This window comes from Herbaspirillum camelliae (assembly GCF_001929405.1).
Classification (GTDB): Bacteria; Pseudomonadota; Gammaproteobacteria; order Burkholderiales; family Burkholderiaceae_D; genus Herbaspirillum; species Herbaspirillum seropedicae.
This window is the reverse complement of record NZ_KV880769.1, coordinates 2,761,800-2,776,569: the sequence shown is the minus strand read 5'-3', so window position 1 is coordinate 2,776,569 and position 14,770 is coordinate 2,761,800. Positions and strand designations below refer to the sequence as shown.

General features: G+C 64.5%; 12 protein-coding genes. 5 read left to right on the top strand and 7 right to left on the bottom strand.

Features of this window, described 5'->3' with window-relative positions; translation table 11 throughout:
* Nucleotides 1–32 precede the first annotated feature (32 nt).
* Nucleotides 33–800: a helix-turn-helix transcriptional regulator gene (locus BGK68_RS12355; protein ID WP_143433030.1), complete on the top strand. Its 768-nt coding sequence runs from the start codon at nt 33–35 to the stop codon at nt 798–800.
* On the opposite strand, the gene BGK68_RS12350 is transcribed toward BGK68_RS12355, so the two are convergent.
* Both BGK68_RS12350 and katG read right to left on the bottom strand, forming a co-directional pair.
* Nucleotides 788–1,366: a phosphonate degradation HD-domain oxygenase gene (locus BGK68_RS12350; protein WP_075257335.1), complete on the bottom strand. Its 579-nt coding sequence runs from the start codon at nt 1,364–1,366 to the stop codon at nt 788–790. The two genes, BGK68_RS12355 and BGK68_RS12350, sit on opposite strands and share 13 nt — an antisense overlap.
* 196 nt (nt 1,367–1,562) lie before the next feature.
* Complete coding sequence (gene katG, locus BGK68_RS12345; RefSeq protein WP_075257334.1) at nt 1,563–3,809, bottom strand: catalase/peroxidase HPI; 2,247 nt, start codon at nt 3,807–3,809, stop codon at nt 1,563–1,565.
* Nucleotides 3,810–4,360: 551 nt separating this feature from the next.
* Here katG and BGK68_RS12340 point away from each other — a divergent pair.
* Both BGK68_RS12340 and BGK68_RS12335 read left to right on the top strand, forming a co-directional pair.
* Entirely contained in the window at nt 4,361–4,921 is a 561-nt protein-coding gene (locus tag BGK68_RS12340; protein WP_075257333.1) for a DUF4337 domain-containing protein, read from the top strand.
* 208 nt (nt 4,922–5,129) lie between these two features.
* Nucleotides 5,130–6,068 carry a DMT family transporter gene (locus BGK68_RS12335; protein WP_075257332.1) on the top strand — a complete coding sequence of 313 codons (939 nt, stop codon included), beginning with the start codon at nt 5,130–5,132 and terminating at the stop codon, nt 6,066–6,068.
* A gap of 12 nt (nt 6,069–6,080) precedes the next feature.
* Here the strand turns inward: BGK68_RS12335 and tcdA are convergent, their stop codons facing one another.
* The 4 genes from tcdA to yajC form a co-directional block, all read right to left on the bottom strand.
* Nucleotides 6,081–6,938, bottom strand: coding sequence for a tRNA cyclic N6-threonylcarbamoyladenosine(37) synthase TcdA (tcdA, locus tag BGK68_RS12330; RefSeq protein ID WP_075257331.1), 858 nt, complete (start codon nt 6,936–6,938; stop codon nt 6,081–6,083).
* A gap of 103 nt (nt 6,939–7,041) precedes the next feature.
* The gene (gene secF / locus BGK68_RS12325; protein WP_039788956.1) at nt 7,042–7,986 is read right to left on the bottom strand and encodes a protein translocase subunit SecF; all 945 of its coding nucleotides are present in this window, start codon (nt 7,984–7,986) and stop codon (nt 7,042–7,044) included.
* An 83-nt stretch (nt 7,987–8,069) separates the two neighbouring features.
* Nucleotides 8,070–9,974, bottom strand: a complete 1,905-nt coding sequence (gene secD / locus BGK68_RS12320) for a protein translocase subunit SecD (protein WP_075257330.1) — start codon at nt 9,972–9,974, stop codon at nt 8,070–8,072.
* 166 nt (nt 9,975–10,140) lie between these two features.
* The gene (yajC, locus tag BGK68_RS12315; RefSeq protein ID WP_048348508.1) at nt 10,141–10,419 is read right to left on the bottom strand and encodes a preprotein translocase subunit YajC; all 279 of its coding nucleotides are present in this window, start codon (nt 10,417–10,419) and stop codon (nt 10,141–10,143) included.
* Nucleotides 10,420–10,703: 284 nt separating this feature from the next.
* Here yajC and chrA point away from each other — a divergent pair, with 284 nt between their 5' ends.
* Nucleotides 10,704–11,945 (top strand): chromate efflux transporter, encoded by a 1,242-nt coding sequence (gene chrA / locus BGK68_RS12310; protein ID WP_075259805.1) that lies wholly within the window; start codon nt 10,704–10,706, stop codon nt 11,943–11,945.
* Here the strand turns inward: chrA and BGK68_RS12305 are convergent.
* Nucleotides 11,942–12,184, bottom strand: a complete 243-nt coding sequence (locus tag BGK68_RS12305) for a hypothetical protein (RefSeq protein WP_143433029.1) — start codon at nt 12,182–12,184, stop codon at nt 11,942–11,944. The two genes, chrA and BGK68_RS12305, sit on opposite strands and share 4 nt — an antisense overlap.
* 417 nt (nt 12,185–12,601) lie before the next feature.
* Here BGK68_RS12305 and BGK68_RS12300 point away from each other — a divergent pair, with 417 nt between their 5' ends.
* On the top strand, nt 12,602–14,770 hold the full coding sequence (locus tag BGK68_RS12300; protein ID WP_075257328.1) for an ATP-binding protein: 2,169 nt from the start codon (nt 12,602–12,604) through the stop codon (nt 14,768–14,770).

Genomic DNA, 14,770 nt, shown 5'->3' with positions numbered 1-14,770 from the left:
CATGGCGGCATCCCGATTGCCCTGCCTGCGCCATGTCCCTGCCGCCCCTGCCGCACCATGACCTCGCGCCTCCCCTGGCGCAGCTGCACCTGCGCAGCTACCGCGACGAATCGCTGGCGCATCGCCATGACTTCCCGCAACTGGTCCTGCCGCTGGCGGGCCATCTGGCGCTGGACATCGGCGGGCGCGAGGGCCGGGCCGACGTGGCCACCGGGGCCTTCGTCGAACCCGGGGCGCGCCATGCCACCCGCGCTGGCGGCGAGAACCGTTCGCTGGTCCTGGACCTGGCGCCGGCGACGGTGAACACGCTGCAGCTGGAACAACTGGCGCAACGCCCCTTCCTGCCGCTGTCGGTGGCGGCGGGCAAGCTGGTGGAATTCATGGCGGTCTCGCTGGCGCAGGCGCGCAGCAGTCCGGCGACGCTGCAGCACTGGGTGCCGCTGCTGCTCGATACGCTGGCGCAACGTACGCCGCAGGCGCTTTCACGGCTACGCCGCATGATGGCCCAGGTGGAGGCGCAGGTCGCCCATCCCTGGACCGTGGCGCAGATGGCCGAGGCGGCGGCGATTTCTCCCAGCCGCCTGCACGAATGGTTCCGCGCCGAACTGGACAGCTCGCCCCGCGCCTGGCTGGCCGAGGTCAGGATGGCCCAGGCCTGCCAGCTGCTGCGCACCAGCGCCCTGCCGTTGGCCCAGGTGGCGCAGCGCTGTGGCTACGCCGACCAGAGCGCGCTCACGCACGCCATGCGCAGACTGCGCGGCGTGACACCCTCTTCCTATCGCAAGAACTATCTGGAGTGAGCTGCCGCAGCACCACTAGGCGGGCATAGACACTGCTGGAAGTATTGGGAAAAGTGCTGATAGTCCGGCGTCGCCAGCCCCGCCGTCTTGGCCTGGTCGTCCCAGCGCCGCAGACGCACCGCATCCCGCGCATAGGGCCGGTCGATGAAAGCAGCCGCCTGTTCGACGTCGAAGATCCCGCCCTGCAAGGCAAGGCTGCGCACCGAATCCGCCGACAAGGAGCCGAAGTAGCCCGGATCGGTGGCGCAAAGATAGCGCTTGGCATCGACGTGCAGGGCAATGGGCGCCAGCACCTCGTCGCCGAACAGGCCGCGCAGGAAAGGCTGGATGCGCCACTGGTGCAAGTCATCCACACCCAACAGCGTGGGCGTATCGCCCAGGTCTTCCAGCATATGCCCCAGGTCGTGCAGCAGGCTGGCCACGATCAGGCTGGCCGATGCACCCTGCTGCTCGGCCAGCAGCGCCGTCTGCAGCGCGTGCTCCAGCTGGGTGACCGGCTCACCGGCGTATTGGGTATGACCATGCCGTGCAAACAGCACTGCAACGTCGTCCAGGCTCAGGGCCATGATGCGCCTCGCGTATCAATGATGAAGACAGGAATCAAGCCGGCCACTATAGCGCCTGTGCCGTGACATGCCGATGACATCGCCATGCCCCGATCCTGCCAGCCAAGCAAAAACGGCGGGCCTCGCGGTCCGCCGTCTGCTGCTGCTTCGCTCAAACTTCAAGCTTCAAACTTCAGGCTTCAAGCCCTGCCGGATCTCACTTCAGGTCGAAGCGGTCCAGCTCCATCACCTTGACCCAGGCCGCCACGAAGTCCTTGACGAACTTTTCCTTGGCATCGGCGCTGGCATAGACTTCGGCCAGGGCGCGCAACACGGCATTGGAGCCGAACACCAGATCGACACGCGTACCAGTCCACTTGACCGCGCCCGTCTTGCGGTCGCGCCCTTCGAACTCTTCCTGGGCCGGCGAAGTCGACTTCCATTCGGTCCCCATGTCCAGCAGGTTGACGAAGAAGTCATTGGACAGCACGCCCACACGGCTGGTGAACACCCCCTTGGTGCTGCCGCCGACATTGTTGCCCAGCACGCGCAGGCCACCGATCAGGACCGTCATTTCCGGCGCGGTCAGGGTCAGCTGTTGCGCCTTGTCGATCAGCATGTCTTCACCACGCACGGCATAGCGCTGCTTCTGGAAGTTGCGGAAGCCATCGACGATGGGCTCCAGCGGTGCGAAGGACGCTGCATCGGTCTGCTCCTGCGAGGCGTCCACACGGCCAGCGCGGAACGGCACGGCCACGGCCACGCCTGCATCCTGGGCAGCCTTCTCGACTGCGGCGCTGCCGGCCAGCACGATCAGGTCGGCCAGCGAGACCTTCTTGCCGCCCTGGTTGAAGGCGGACTGGATGCCTTCCAGGGTCTTGAGCACCTTGGCCAGCTGCGCCGGCTGGTTGGCGGCCCAATCCTTTTGCGGGGCCAGGCGGATGCGCGCACCGTTGGCGCCGCCGCGCATATCGCCGCCACGGAAGGTGGACGCCGAAGCCCAGGCGGTAGACACCAGTTCCGACACCGACAGGCCCGAGCCCAGCACCTTGGCCTTGAGCGCGGCGACATCAGCCGCATCGATCTGCGCGCCCTCGGCCTGGGGCAGCGGATCTTGCCAGATCAGTTCTTCGGCCGGGACTTCCGGACCGAGGTAGCGCGAACGCGGGCCGAGGTCGCGGTGGGTCAGCTTGAACCAGGCGCGGGCAAACGCATCGGCGAATTGCTCGGGATGTTCCAGGAAGCGGCGCGAAATCTTTTCGTAGGCCGGATCGAAACGCAGCGACAAGTCCGTGGTCAGCATGGTCGGCAGCAGCGGTGCGCCGCCGTGGGCATGCGGGATCACTGCATCGGCGCCCTTGGCCACCCACTGGTGGGCGCCGGCCGGGCTCTTGGTCAGTTCCCATTCATACTTGAACAGGTTCTCGAAGAAGTAGTTGCTCCACTGGGCCGGGGTCTGGGTCCAGGTCACTTCCAGGCCGGAGCTGATGGTGTCGCCACCTGCGCCGCTGCCGAAGCTGCTCTTCCAACCCAGGCCCTGGCTGTCCAAGTCCTCGCCTTCCGGTTCGCGGCCGACGTGCTTGGCGTCGCCGGCACCGTGGGTCTTGCCGAAGGTGTGTCCGCCGGCGATCAGGGCCACGGTTTCTTCATCGTCCATGGCCATGCGGGCGAAGGTTTCGCGGATGTCATGGGCTGCTGCCAGCGGGTCAGGATTGCCTTCCGGACCTTCCGGGTTCACATAGATCAGCCCCATCTGTACGGCCGCCAGCGGATTTTCCAGGTTGCGGCCAGCAGGGCCGGTGCGGCTCTCTTCGTTGCCGTGACGGTCTGCGTCAGCAGTGATCTCGCCGTGGCTAGCGCCGGACTTGCCCTTGCCGTAGCGGTCATCGCCGCCCAGCCAGGTGCTCTCGGCGCCCCAGTACACGTCCAGGTCCGGCTCCCACACGTCGGCGCGGCCACCGGCGAAGCCGAAGGTCTTGAAGCCCATGGTTTCCAGCGCCACGTTGCCGGTCAGGATCAGCAGGTCGGCCCAGGAAATCTTGTTGCCATATTTTTGCTTGACCGGCCACAAGAGGCGACGCGCCTTGTCCAGGTTGACGTTGTCGGGCCAGCTGTTGAGGGGAGCGAAACGTTGCTGGCCGCGCCCGGCACCGCCACGGCCATCACCGATGCGGTAGGTGCCGGCGCTGTGCCAGGCCATGCGCACGAACAGCGGGCCGTAGTGCCCGAAGTCGGCCGGCCACCAGTCCTGGGAATCGGTCATCACCTTGGCCAGGTCGGCCTTTACCGCTGCCAGGTCCAGGCTCTTGAAGGCCTCGGCGTAATCGAAATCCTCGCCCATCGGGTTGGACTTGGAGGAATGCTGGGCCAGCAGGTCCACGCGCAGTTGCTTGGGCCACCAGTCGCGGTTGCTGGTGCCACTGCCGGCGGTATGGTTGAAGGGGCACTTGGCTTCGTTCGACATTACGTTCTCTCCTATTGTTCGACCCGAGGGGTCATCATGTCCGGACCGGGAAACGGGCATGTTCTGATGGCCGCGCACACTGTCTTCCCTGATGCGCGGCCGGCTTGTCGCGACGATATGCTGGCTGCGTCCTGCTACGGCGTCATGACGCCGTGCTGCGGGGCCTACCTCGTCGCGTCCCGGTCATTGTTGCGAAGAACCATTAATGTAATTCATCGAAAACCATTGCGTGATTGTCTTTTTATATAACAGCAGTCGATAAAAACAATCTCATCTGTTCAGAATTTGTGCCTAGGGAGTGTAGACAAATACAGAAGAGCCTGCATCGTTGCGGCGCACCAGGCGGTCAGGGGAGGTCTGTGAGGAAATGCGAATTTTCATGTAAAGAGGGAGGAATTTCCCCTTCGGGCAGCATATATCCGCGCTTAGCCGCCAGTATTAAAATACGAGTTCAATGATGCTTCAGGTCAACCAATTACCATCTGAATCGTTGATGACTCGCTGGCCGCAGCGCGGCCACTCCTTATTTCCTCACACCACAACAAAGCACCATGACGGAAACCACCGAAAACCTGGAACACGCCGAGCATGCCCACGCTTCCGGCAACAAGAAGCTCGCCCTGCTCATCGCCATCCTGGCGCTGGTGCTGGCGATCACCGAAACCCTGTCCAAGTCCTACCAGACTGAAGTCATCCTGAAAAATCAGGAAGCGGCCAACCTGTGGTCCTTCTTCCAGGCCAAATCGGTGCGCGGCAATGCGGCGCAACTGGCCAAGACGCAGTTGACGTTGCTGGGCAACCCCAAGGATGAGCGCGTCAATGCAGCCATCGCCAGGCTCGACGACGCCATCGCCCACTACGACAGCGACGAGAAGTCCGGCGAAGGCAAGAAGGAGCTGGCCCACAAGGCGCGCGAGGCGGAACACGAGGCCCACGCCTATATGGCAAAGTACGAGAAGATGGAAATGGCCGCCGGCATGCTGCAAGTGGCCATCGTCCTGGCCTCGGCCACCATCATCACTGGCGTGGCGGTGCTGGCCTATCTCTCCATGGGTATCGGCGTGGTCGCGCTGGCCTTCATCGGTGCGGGCCTGTTCGGGACCGTCATCTGATCTGAACCGGCGCCGTCATTGGCGCAGCCAACCACAACGCCGGCCCAGTGCCGGCGTTGCTGCTGGCGCAGAGGAAAGCGCCGCCGGCATGGGCTGATCGCCGTAGCGTCGATCAACATTTCCGTAGCCTGCAACAAGCCGGGCCGCGCACGCTGCGGCATACTGCGCGCTTTCCCGTATTGCGACCGGTGCTGTCCGGCCCTCCCCGATGAGTTCCCCCACGATCTTGCAAGGCATCCTCTACAGCGCCCTGGCTGGCGCCGCCTGGGGCCTGGTGTTCCTTGCCCCCGAACTGACCCGCAGCTTCTCGCCCTGGCAACTGACGGCCGGGCGCTACCTGGCCTATGGCCTCTTCGCCGGCTTGCTGATCGCACCGCGCCTGCGCCGGCTGCTGCCGTACCTGGGGCGGGACGAATGGCGTGCGCTGGTGTGGCTGAGCCTGTTGGGCAATGTGGTGTATTACGTCTTCCTGGCCAGCGCGGTGCAGCTGGGCGGCATGGCCATGACCTCGCTGGTGATCGGCTTCCTGCCGGTGGCGGTGAGCATCATCGGCAGCCGGGGCGAAGGCGCAGTCCCGCTGCGCAAGCTGGTCCCGTCGCTGGCGCTGGGGCTGGCCGGGATTGCCTGCGTGGCGTGGCAATCGCTCTCTGTGTCGGCAGCCGGCCAAGCCAGGGATAGCGTGATCGGGTTCTTCTGCGCGCTGGCCGCGCTCATCTCATGGACCACCTATGCGGTGGGCAACAGCCGCTGGCTGGCGCGCCTGCACCACATCTCGGCGCATGACTGGAACCTGCTGATCGGCGTGGTGACGGGCCTGCTCTCGCTGTTCGTGGCCGTACCGGCCTTTACGGTCATGCTGCAGCCTCATCCGGGCCACGACTGGCTGCATTTCGTGGCGGCGTCGGCGGGCGTGGCGATCTGCGCCTCGCTGTTCGGCAATGCCTGCTGGAACAAGGCCAGCCGCCTGCTGCCACTGACCATGATCGGCCAGATGATCCTCTTCGAAACCCTGTTCGCCCTGCTCTACGGCTTCCTGTGGGAACAGCGCTGGCCCACCCTGCTGGAGATCGCCGCGATGGTGCTGGTCACCGCCAGCGTGCTGCTGTGCGTGTCGGCGCACCGCATCGATGAGGGCGGCGGCCACTGAGCCCGCCGCTGCTCAAGGCTGGGCAGCGGCCTGCGCGGCCAGTTTCTTGAGGACGTGTGCAGCGGCCACCAGGCCGAAGGTCGCCGTGACCACCATGGCTGAACCGAAACCGGCGCAGTTCAGGCCGGTCACGCCGGCCTGGGTGCTGTCGGCGGCGTCTTCGCCGACATCCAGGTCTTCTGCCGGGGCGATCTCGCAGGCCTCGCCCTCGGCCAGTTCCGGAAAGCGCAGCGGCTCGGTGGAAAACACGGCGTCGATATGGAACTTGTTCTTGGTCCCGCGCGGGAAGCCATGCTGTGAGCGCAGGCGCTTGCGCACCTTGGCCAGCAGCGGTTCCTGCTCGGTGCGGCAGAGATCGCGGATCTCGATCTGGGTCGGGTCGATCTGGCCGCCCGCGCTGCCGATGGTGACCATGGGCATGCCATTCTTGCGGCACCAGGCGATCATGGCTACCTTGGCCGGGACGTTGTCGATGGCGTCGATGACGTAATCGAAACGCTCGCCTCCCAGCATCTGTTCCACATTGTCCGGATCGACGAAATCCTCCACCTCGGTCACCACGCAGGTGGGATTGATCTGCCGGATGCGTTCATGCAAGGCCGTGACCTTGGCCTGGCCCAGGGTGGTCGTCAAGGCATGGATCTGGCGGTTGACGTTGGATTCGGCCAGGTTGTCCAGGTCGACCAGGGTCAGGTGGCCGATGGCGCTGCGCGCCAGCGCTTCGACGATCCACGAGCCCACGCCCCCAACCCCGACCACGCACACCCGCGCCTGGCGGAAGCGTTGCAGGGCGGCGGCGCCGTACAGGCGGGCCACGCCGCCGAAGCGGCGCTCATAGTCGATATCGTTCAGATCGATGGATGTGCTCATGTTCAAACTTCAATGCAGTGTTATCGGCCTGGATGGCCTCTCATGAAAAAGGGCCGCAGCATGAACGCGGCGGCCCTTTCATCGTCGTGCGGGTGTCGCTGGATCAGACCACCGCGCCGCCGTTCTCGTCCTTGACCTTGACCGGCTTGATCAGGTCTTCGCGCTTCACGCCCAGCCACATGGCCAGGGCAGCGGCCACGAACACCGAGGAATAGATGCCGAACAGGATGCCGATGGTCAGCGCCAGCGCGAAGTAGTGCAGCGTCGGGCCACCGAAGAAGAACATCGCCAGCACCATCATTTCGGTGCTGCCGTGAGTGATGACGGTACGCGACATGGTGCTGGTGATCGCATGGTTCAGCACTTCCGGCGCAGACAGCTTGCCGAAGCGACGGTCACGGAAGGCTTCGCGCACCCGGTCGAACACCACCACCGATTCGTTGACCGAGTAGCCCAGTACGGCCAGGATGGCGGCCAGCACCGTGAGCGAGAATTCCCATTGGAAGAAGGCGAAGAAGCCCAGGATGATGATGATGTCGTGCAGGTTGGCGATCACCGCCGCCACCGCGAACTTCCATTCGAAGCGGAAGGCCAGGTAGATCACGATGCCCAGCACCACCATGCCCAGCGCCAGCAGGCCATCATGGGCCAGCTCGTCACCGACCTGGGGGCCGACGAATTCCACGCGCTGCAGGCGCACGTCCGGATCCTCGGCCTTGAGCGCAGCATTGACCTTCTCGCTCTGCTGGCTGGCGTTCACGCCGGCTTGTGCGGGCAGGCGGATCATGACGTCCTGGGCGGTGCCGAAGCTTTGCACCAGGGTGTCGCGGTAACCCAGCCCTTCGATGGACTTGCGGATCTTCTCCAGGTCGGCCGGTTTGTTGTAGGCCACTTCCATGACCGTGCCGCCGGTGAATTCGATGGAGAAGTGCAATCCCTTGGAGAACAGGAAGAACACCGCGGCCACGAAGGTCAGTGCCGAGATCGCATTGAAGATCAGGGCATGACGCATGAAGGGAATGTCTTTTTTGATGCGGAAAAATTCCATCACTATCCTTTCGGTGCCGACCCCACGATCATCGGGGTGGCCGGCTCAATTCTGGCTGTGCTGCTATGTCGTCGTACCGCGGCTTACTTGCCGTCGCGCTTGGCCGAAGCCTTGCCGGAGGTGGTCAGCACCTCGCCCTCGGGCTTCCAGATCTGGCCGATGGCCAGGCTGGAGAGGCGCTTCTTGCGGCCATACCAGAGGTTGACCACGCCACGCGAGAAGAACACGGCCGAGAACATCGAGGTCAGGATGCCCAGGCAGTGCACCACGGCGAAGCCGCGAATGGCGCCGGAACCGAAGATCAGCAGCGCCAGGCCGGCGATCAGGGTGGTCACGTTGGAGTCCAGGATGGTCGCCCAGGCGCGATCGAAACCGGCGGCGATGGCGGCCTGCGGCGAATTGCCGGCGCGCAGTTCTTCGCGGATGCGCTCGTTGATGAGCACGTTGGAATCGATCGCCATACCCAGCGCCAGCGCGATCGCCGCAATACCGGGCAGGGTCAGCGTGACCTGCAGTGTGGAGAGCAGCGCCACCAGCAACAGCACGTTCACCGACAGCGCCAGAGCGCTGAAGAAACCGAACAACTGGTAATAGATCACCATGAACACGGCCATGGCAATGAAGCCATACAGCACCGAGTCAAAGCCCTTCTTGATGTTGTCGGCGCCCAGTTGCGGGCCGATGGTGCGCTCTTCGATGATGTCCATCGGTGCGGCCAGGGAACCGGCGCGCAACAGCAGGGCCAGGTCGCTGGCGGCTTCGGGCGAACCCATGCCGGTGATCTGGAAGCGCGAACCCAGTTCGGAGCGGATCGTGGCCACGGTCAGGACTTCGCCCTTGCCCTTTTCGAACAGGACGATGGCCATCGCCTTGCCGACCTTGTCGCGGGTGGCTTCGCGCATCTTGCGGCCGCCGTCGCCGTTCAGGTCGATGCTGACCGCCGGCTGGTGGTTTTCATCGAAGCTGGCCGAGGCGTTGGAGATGTAGTCGCCGGTCAGCACCGGTTCCTTGTTCAGGACCACGGGCGCGCCCTTGCCGATCTTGAACAGTTCGGAACCGAAGGGGATGGCGGTGGTTTCTTCGGTACCGCGCACCACGCTTTCGTCCACCATGCGCACTTCCAGGGTGGCGGTGCGGCCGATGATGTCCTTGGCGCGCGAGACATCCTGCACGCCCGGCAGCTCGACCACGATACGGTCGGCGCCCTGGCGCTGGATCAGCGGCTCGGCCACGCCCAGTTCGTTGACGCGCTTGGACAGGGTGCTGATGTTCTGCTTGACGCCGTCTTCCTGGGTCTGCTTGAGGGCTTCCGGGCGTAGGGTGGCGATGAGCTTCAAGTCATCGCCGCTACCGGCGTCGGTCAGCAGCATTTCCTGCAGCTCGCCCAGGGCGGCGCGGGCCTTGCTACGGGTGTCGGCATCGCGGAAGGAGATCTCGATGCTGTCGCCGGAACGGCTGATGCCGCTGTGGCGGATGTTCTTGTCACGCAGCAGGCTGCGCACGCTGGCTTGCAGGCCTTGCAGGCGCTTGTTCAGGACCGCCTTGATGTCGACCTGCATCAGGAAGTGCACGCCCCCGCGCAAGTCCAGGCCCAGGTACATCGGGAAGGCGTGCAGGCTCTGCAGCCATTGCGGGGTATTGGGCAGCAGGTTGAAGGCGACGATGTAGGTCGGGTCGCTGGGGTCGGTATTGAGTTCCTTTTCCAGCAGGGCCTTGGCCTTGAACTGGATGTCGGTGGTGGCGAAGCGGGCGCGCACCGAGGGCTGCGAACCGCTGTTGTCGAACGCCACACTCTCTGCGCCGAGATTGCCTTGTTTCAGGATCTGATCGACACGGCCAGCCACGGCAGGCTCGACCTTCAGGGTCGACTTGGCACTGCTGATCTGCACCGCGGGGGATTCGCCGAAGAAGTTCGGGACGGTATAGATCACGCCGAACAGCAGGGCCAGGACGATCAGTGCGTATTTCCAGAGAGAGTAACGATTCATGGTCTTGTGCTTCTTGCTTGCGGGAGAGGGAGGCAGGGACCTGCCGCCCTGTTCAGAACCGGCGCCAGGAACCGGAAGTTTCTGCGCGCCGTTCTAACGACATGGGCGCATCAGCGATGCGCCCATGGGTTCGCCGGATCAGGCCGGCCGAACCGGTGAGGCCAGCTTACAGGCCCTTGATGGTGCCCTTGGGCAGCAGGGTCGTGACCGCACCCTTTTGCACGATGATCTCGGTGCCTTCCGACACTTCGATGGTGATATAGCCATCGGCCACCTTGGTGATGCGGCCCAGCATGCCGCCGGAAGTGACGACTTCGTCGCCCTTGGCCAGTGCGTCCATCATGGCTTTCTGTTCTTTCTGACGCTTCATCTGCGGGCGGATCATCAGGAAGTACAGGACCACGAACATCAGGATGATCGGCAGGAAGCTGGCCAGGTTGCCCATCGCGCCACCAGGGGCTGCTGCGGCCGTTTGCGCGTATGCGTCGGAAATAAACACGTAAGGCTCCAAAGGTTGATTGAAAAATAGCCCTGCATTCTAGCATTGCGCAGGCGCTATACCGCCAAATCGGGACAGCTTGCCGTAGATCAAGGGCAAATTGGGTATTTTTGTCCGGACGGGGGAGCGGCAGGCCCCCACCCTGCTGCTGAAAAATGCTTCATTTTCCGCGTGCTCGCTTCTAAGATAGCGCCAATATCCGCACCCTCCACTTCGCCTTGGCCCAGCCCATGCCCGCCCAGCCTCGCCACTCCGTTACCGCCAACCAACCCCGTGCAAGCAGTTCGCCGGGGGCTTGCTGGGAGGTGTTCCTGGTCTTCCTGCGCCTGGGCCTGAGCTCCTTCGGCGGACCGGCAGCGCATCTGGGCTATTTCCGTACGGAATTCGTGGCGCGGCGCGGCTGGCTGTCGGAGGCGGCCTATGCCGATCTGGTGGCGATGTGCCAGTTCCTGCCCGGCCCCTCCAGCAGCCAGGTCGGCATGGCCATCGGCGTGCTGCGCGCGGGCTATGGGGGCGCGCTGGCGGCCTGGCTGGGCTTCACCCTGCCTTCGGCGCTGCTGCTGATGGGATTGGCGCTGTCGGTACTGCAGCAGGCGCACTGGCTCTCGGGGGAGGTGGTGCACGGCTTGAAGATCGTGGCCGTGGCCATCGTGGCGCAGGCGGTCTGGGGCATGGCCAGAAGCCTGTGCCGGGGCCTGCAACGTCAAGTGATCACGCTGGCCGCCGCGCTGGCGGCGCTGCTCATGAGCGGGGCGCTGGCGCAACTGGCGATCATTGTGACGGCGGCGCTGGCCGGTTGGCTGCTGTTCAAGAGCGTGCCCGCAGCCCGACTGGAAGACTTGCCACCGACGCTGAGCCGGCGCGTGGGCGCTGCCTGCCTGCTGCTGTTCCTGGTGCTGCTGGTGGGCATTCCGGCGCTGGCCGCCTGGTATCCGGCTCCCTGGCTGCAATTGACCAGCATCTTCTATCGGGTCGGGTCGCTGGTCTTCGGCGGCGGCCATGTGGTGCTGCCGTTATTGCAAGCCGAGCTGGTGCCGGCGGGATGGCTGGACAAGGACGTCTTCCTGGCCGGCTACGGCGCGGCGCAGGCGGTGCCTGGCCCCTTGTTCACGCTGGCCGCCTATCTGGGCGTGGTGATGTCGTCCTGGCCCAACGGCGTGGCCGGTGGGCTGCTGTGCCTGGGGGCCATCTTTGCACCTTCGTTTTTGCTGGTGATCGGCTTGCTGCCGTTCTGGGACAGCGTGCGCCGCAACGGTCCGATGCAGGCCGCGCTGGCGGGCGTGAATGCCGCCGTGGTGGGATTGTTGCTGGCCGCGCTCTACCAGCCCGTCTGGACCAGCGCCATCCATAGCCTGCGTGACCTGCTGGTGGCGCTGGCCGCGTTGGCCGCGCTGGTGTACTTGCGCATGCCGTCCTGGGCCGTGGTGCTGCTGGTCGTGCTGGCAGTGCTGCTGCCAGGACTGGCCGGCTAGTAGACCACCAGCACCGAGCGCGCCTGCTGGTCCACCAGCAGGAAGGCGCGGCCATCCTGGGCGCCGCTGGGTACCGCGCCACAGAGATTGGAGACGGCTGCCGTGCCATCGACCACATTGACGCGCACCTGGCAACGCGTGAAGACCAGCGCCGACATGGTCAACCTGCCGACCGTGGCCGCGTGGGGACGCTGCCAGACCAGGGCGCTCATCAGAAGCAAGACCAGCAGACCGGTCAAGCGGACCCATTCGGACCGCGCAGGCCGAACAGGCAATATCAAAGGGAAATCATGCTTCATTGGCGGCTCCTGGCGGATTGTTGTGGCCGTTGTTTTGTTTTACATCCCGAAGCCATATTAAACGATTTAGTCGAATAACACAAATTAATTAATTTATTATCGTTCTCTGGTAGATTATCTATCTCATCAGAAGGGCCAGCAGGGACCGGCAGCAAATTCCGTCACGGCGGGACGATGCGTATCACGAACATGCTCAGATACGCGTCATTTTCCCGACACCCTGACCTGATGGACACTAAACAAATAAACCAATTTCCATAATTATAAATATAATTCGTTATAATTGATTGAAGCAGGCATCCGGACCACACGGGATGCCCATGCCAACGAGGGAGGAACCATGGGGAGAAACTTGTGATGCGATGCACATCGGGCAGTCCGGGCGGCATGTTTGCGCGCCAGGGGCGCATGCTGCTCATCGTGTCAGAGACCTGCTTTGCCGTGCTGGCGGCGGTTGCACTGGCGCATGGCGCCCTGTCGGCCTGGCAGAAGCTGGTGCTGGCGGCCATCTGGGGCATCCACGCGCTGACCCTGTTGCGGTTGCTGCGGGAAAGCGCTCGCACCGCCGACAAGCTGGTACAGGCCAAGGAAGCCGCCGACCATGCCATGCTGACCCGGGGCGCCTTCCTCTCCACCATGAGCCATGAGATCCGTACGCCCATGAATGCAGTGCTGGGCATGGCCGGCCTGCTGCGTTCGACGCGCCTGGATACCCAGCAGGCCGAGTTCGCCAAGGCCATCGAGGATTCCGCCAACGCCCTGCTGGGCATCGTCAATGACGTGCTGGATTTTTCCAAGATCGATGTCGGCAAGATGGACATCGCCGTGGTCGAGTTCGACCTGGCCGAGGTGGTCGAAGCCAGCGCCGAGGCGCTCTCCTTCAAGGCCAGGGAAAAACGGGTGCGCCTGCTGGCCCATGTCGACAGCCGCTTGCCGCCCCGACTATTGGGCGATCCGGGACGGATCCGTCAGATCCTGCTGAACCTGCTGGGCAATGCGCTCAAGTTCACCCATGCCGGCGAGGTGCTGTTGCGGGTGCAGGCCCTGCAGGTGACGGGTGACCACTGCCGCGTCCGCTTCGAGGTGCGCGACAGCGGCATCGGCATGGATGAGGACACGCTGCGCCGGCTGTTCTCCCCCTTCGCCCAGGCCGACAGTTCGGTGACCCGTCAATATGGTGGCACCGGCCTGGGCCTGTCGATCTGCAAGCGCCTGGTGGAACTGATGGGCGGCAGCATCGGCGTGGAAAGCGCGTTGGGGACCGGCTCGTGCTTCTGGTTCGAACTGGGCATCCCGGTGACTGCGGGCGCTGGCGTGATCCGGGGTGAACCGCCGGCCGCCGACCGACCGCGCCGCATTGCGCTGGTCGAACCGCATGACGCCAGCGCCGCCATGCTACATGAATATCTGCGCAGCGCGGCCCTGGAAACCCTGCGCTTTGGCAGCGCCAGCGATGCACTGGCGGCGCTGACCGGCCCGGGCGCGAGCGCCAGCGGCATCGATGCCGTCATCGTCAGCACCCTGGTCCAGGACCTGGACGCGGTCTCGGTCATGGCGCGGCTGCAGGCCGAACGTCCGGCGCTGCGCCGGGTGCTGCTTGACCATGGCGTGCACGGACTGGATACGGGTAGCAAACCCCATCATGAAGTCTTGCAGTTACCGCTGCGCAAGCAGCAGTTGCTGCGCGCCCTCGGCGTGACCGGCAGCGCACCGGAGGTCCAGACCAGCAACCATGCCTGGATGGCCGCGCCGGCAACGCCGCGTCAGGGTCAGCCCGGCCAGCGCGACATCCTGCTGGTGGAAGACAATGTGATGAACCAGAAGGTCGCCGTGTACCAGCTCAACGCCATGGGCTATGCGGCCGACATCGCCGCCAATGGCCTGGAGGCGCTGGAACGGCTGGCGCGCCACCGCTATGCACTGGTCCTGATGGATTGCCAGATGCCGGTGCTGGACGGCTACGAAACCACGCGCCGCATCCGTAGCATGCAAGGCGAGCTGGCCCATACGACGATCGTGGCCATGACCGCCAATGCCATGGCCGGTGACCGAGAGCGATGCCTGGAGGCGGGCATGGACGATTACCTGACCAAACCCCTGCTACGCTCCCAGCTGGCGGCCATGCTGGCGCACTACCTGCCGCCGTCCCCGGCGTCGGCAGCAACGCCGGCGGCGCCACAACTGATCGATGAAGACCGTCTGCAGGAACTGTTCGGCGAGGACCGCGCCCTGGCCCATGAGATGCTGACCATGTTTGTCGAGCACACCAGCCCGCTGATGCAGGAGCTGCAGGCACACTGCCAGGGCCAAGAGCCCGCGCTGGACGAAGTGCAGGCGCTGGGACACCGGCTGGCGGGCAGTTGCATGAACCTGGGCCTGGATGCGCTGGGCCAACTGGGACGGGAAATGGAAATGGCGGCGCGCCAGGGGGATCTGGCGCAGACACGCACGCGGGCGCAGGCCTGCGCCGCGACATTCGCACAACTGTGCCAACACCTGCAAGCAAGCCAGACGAGGGGCCTATGA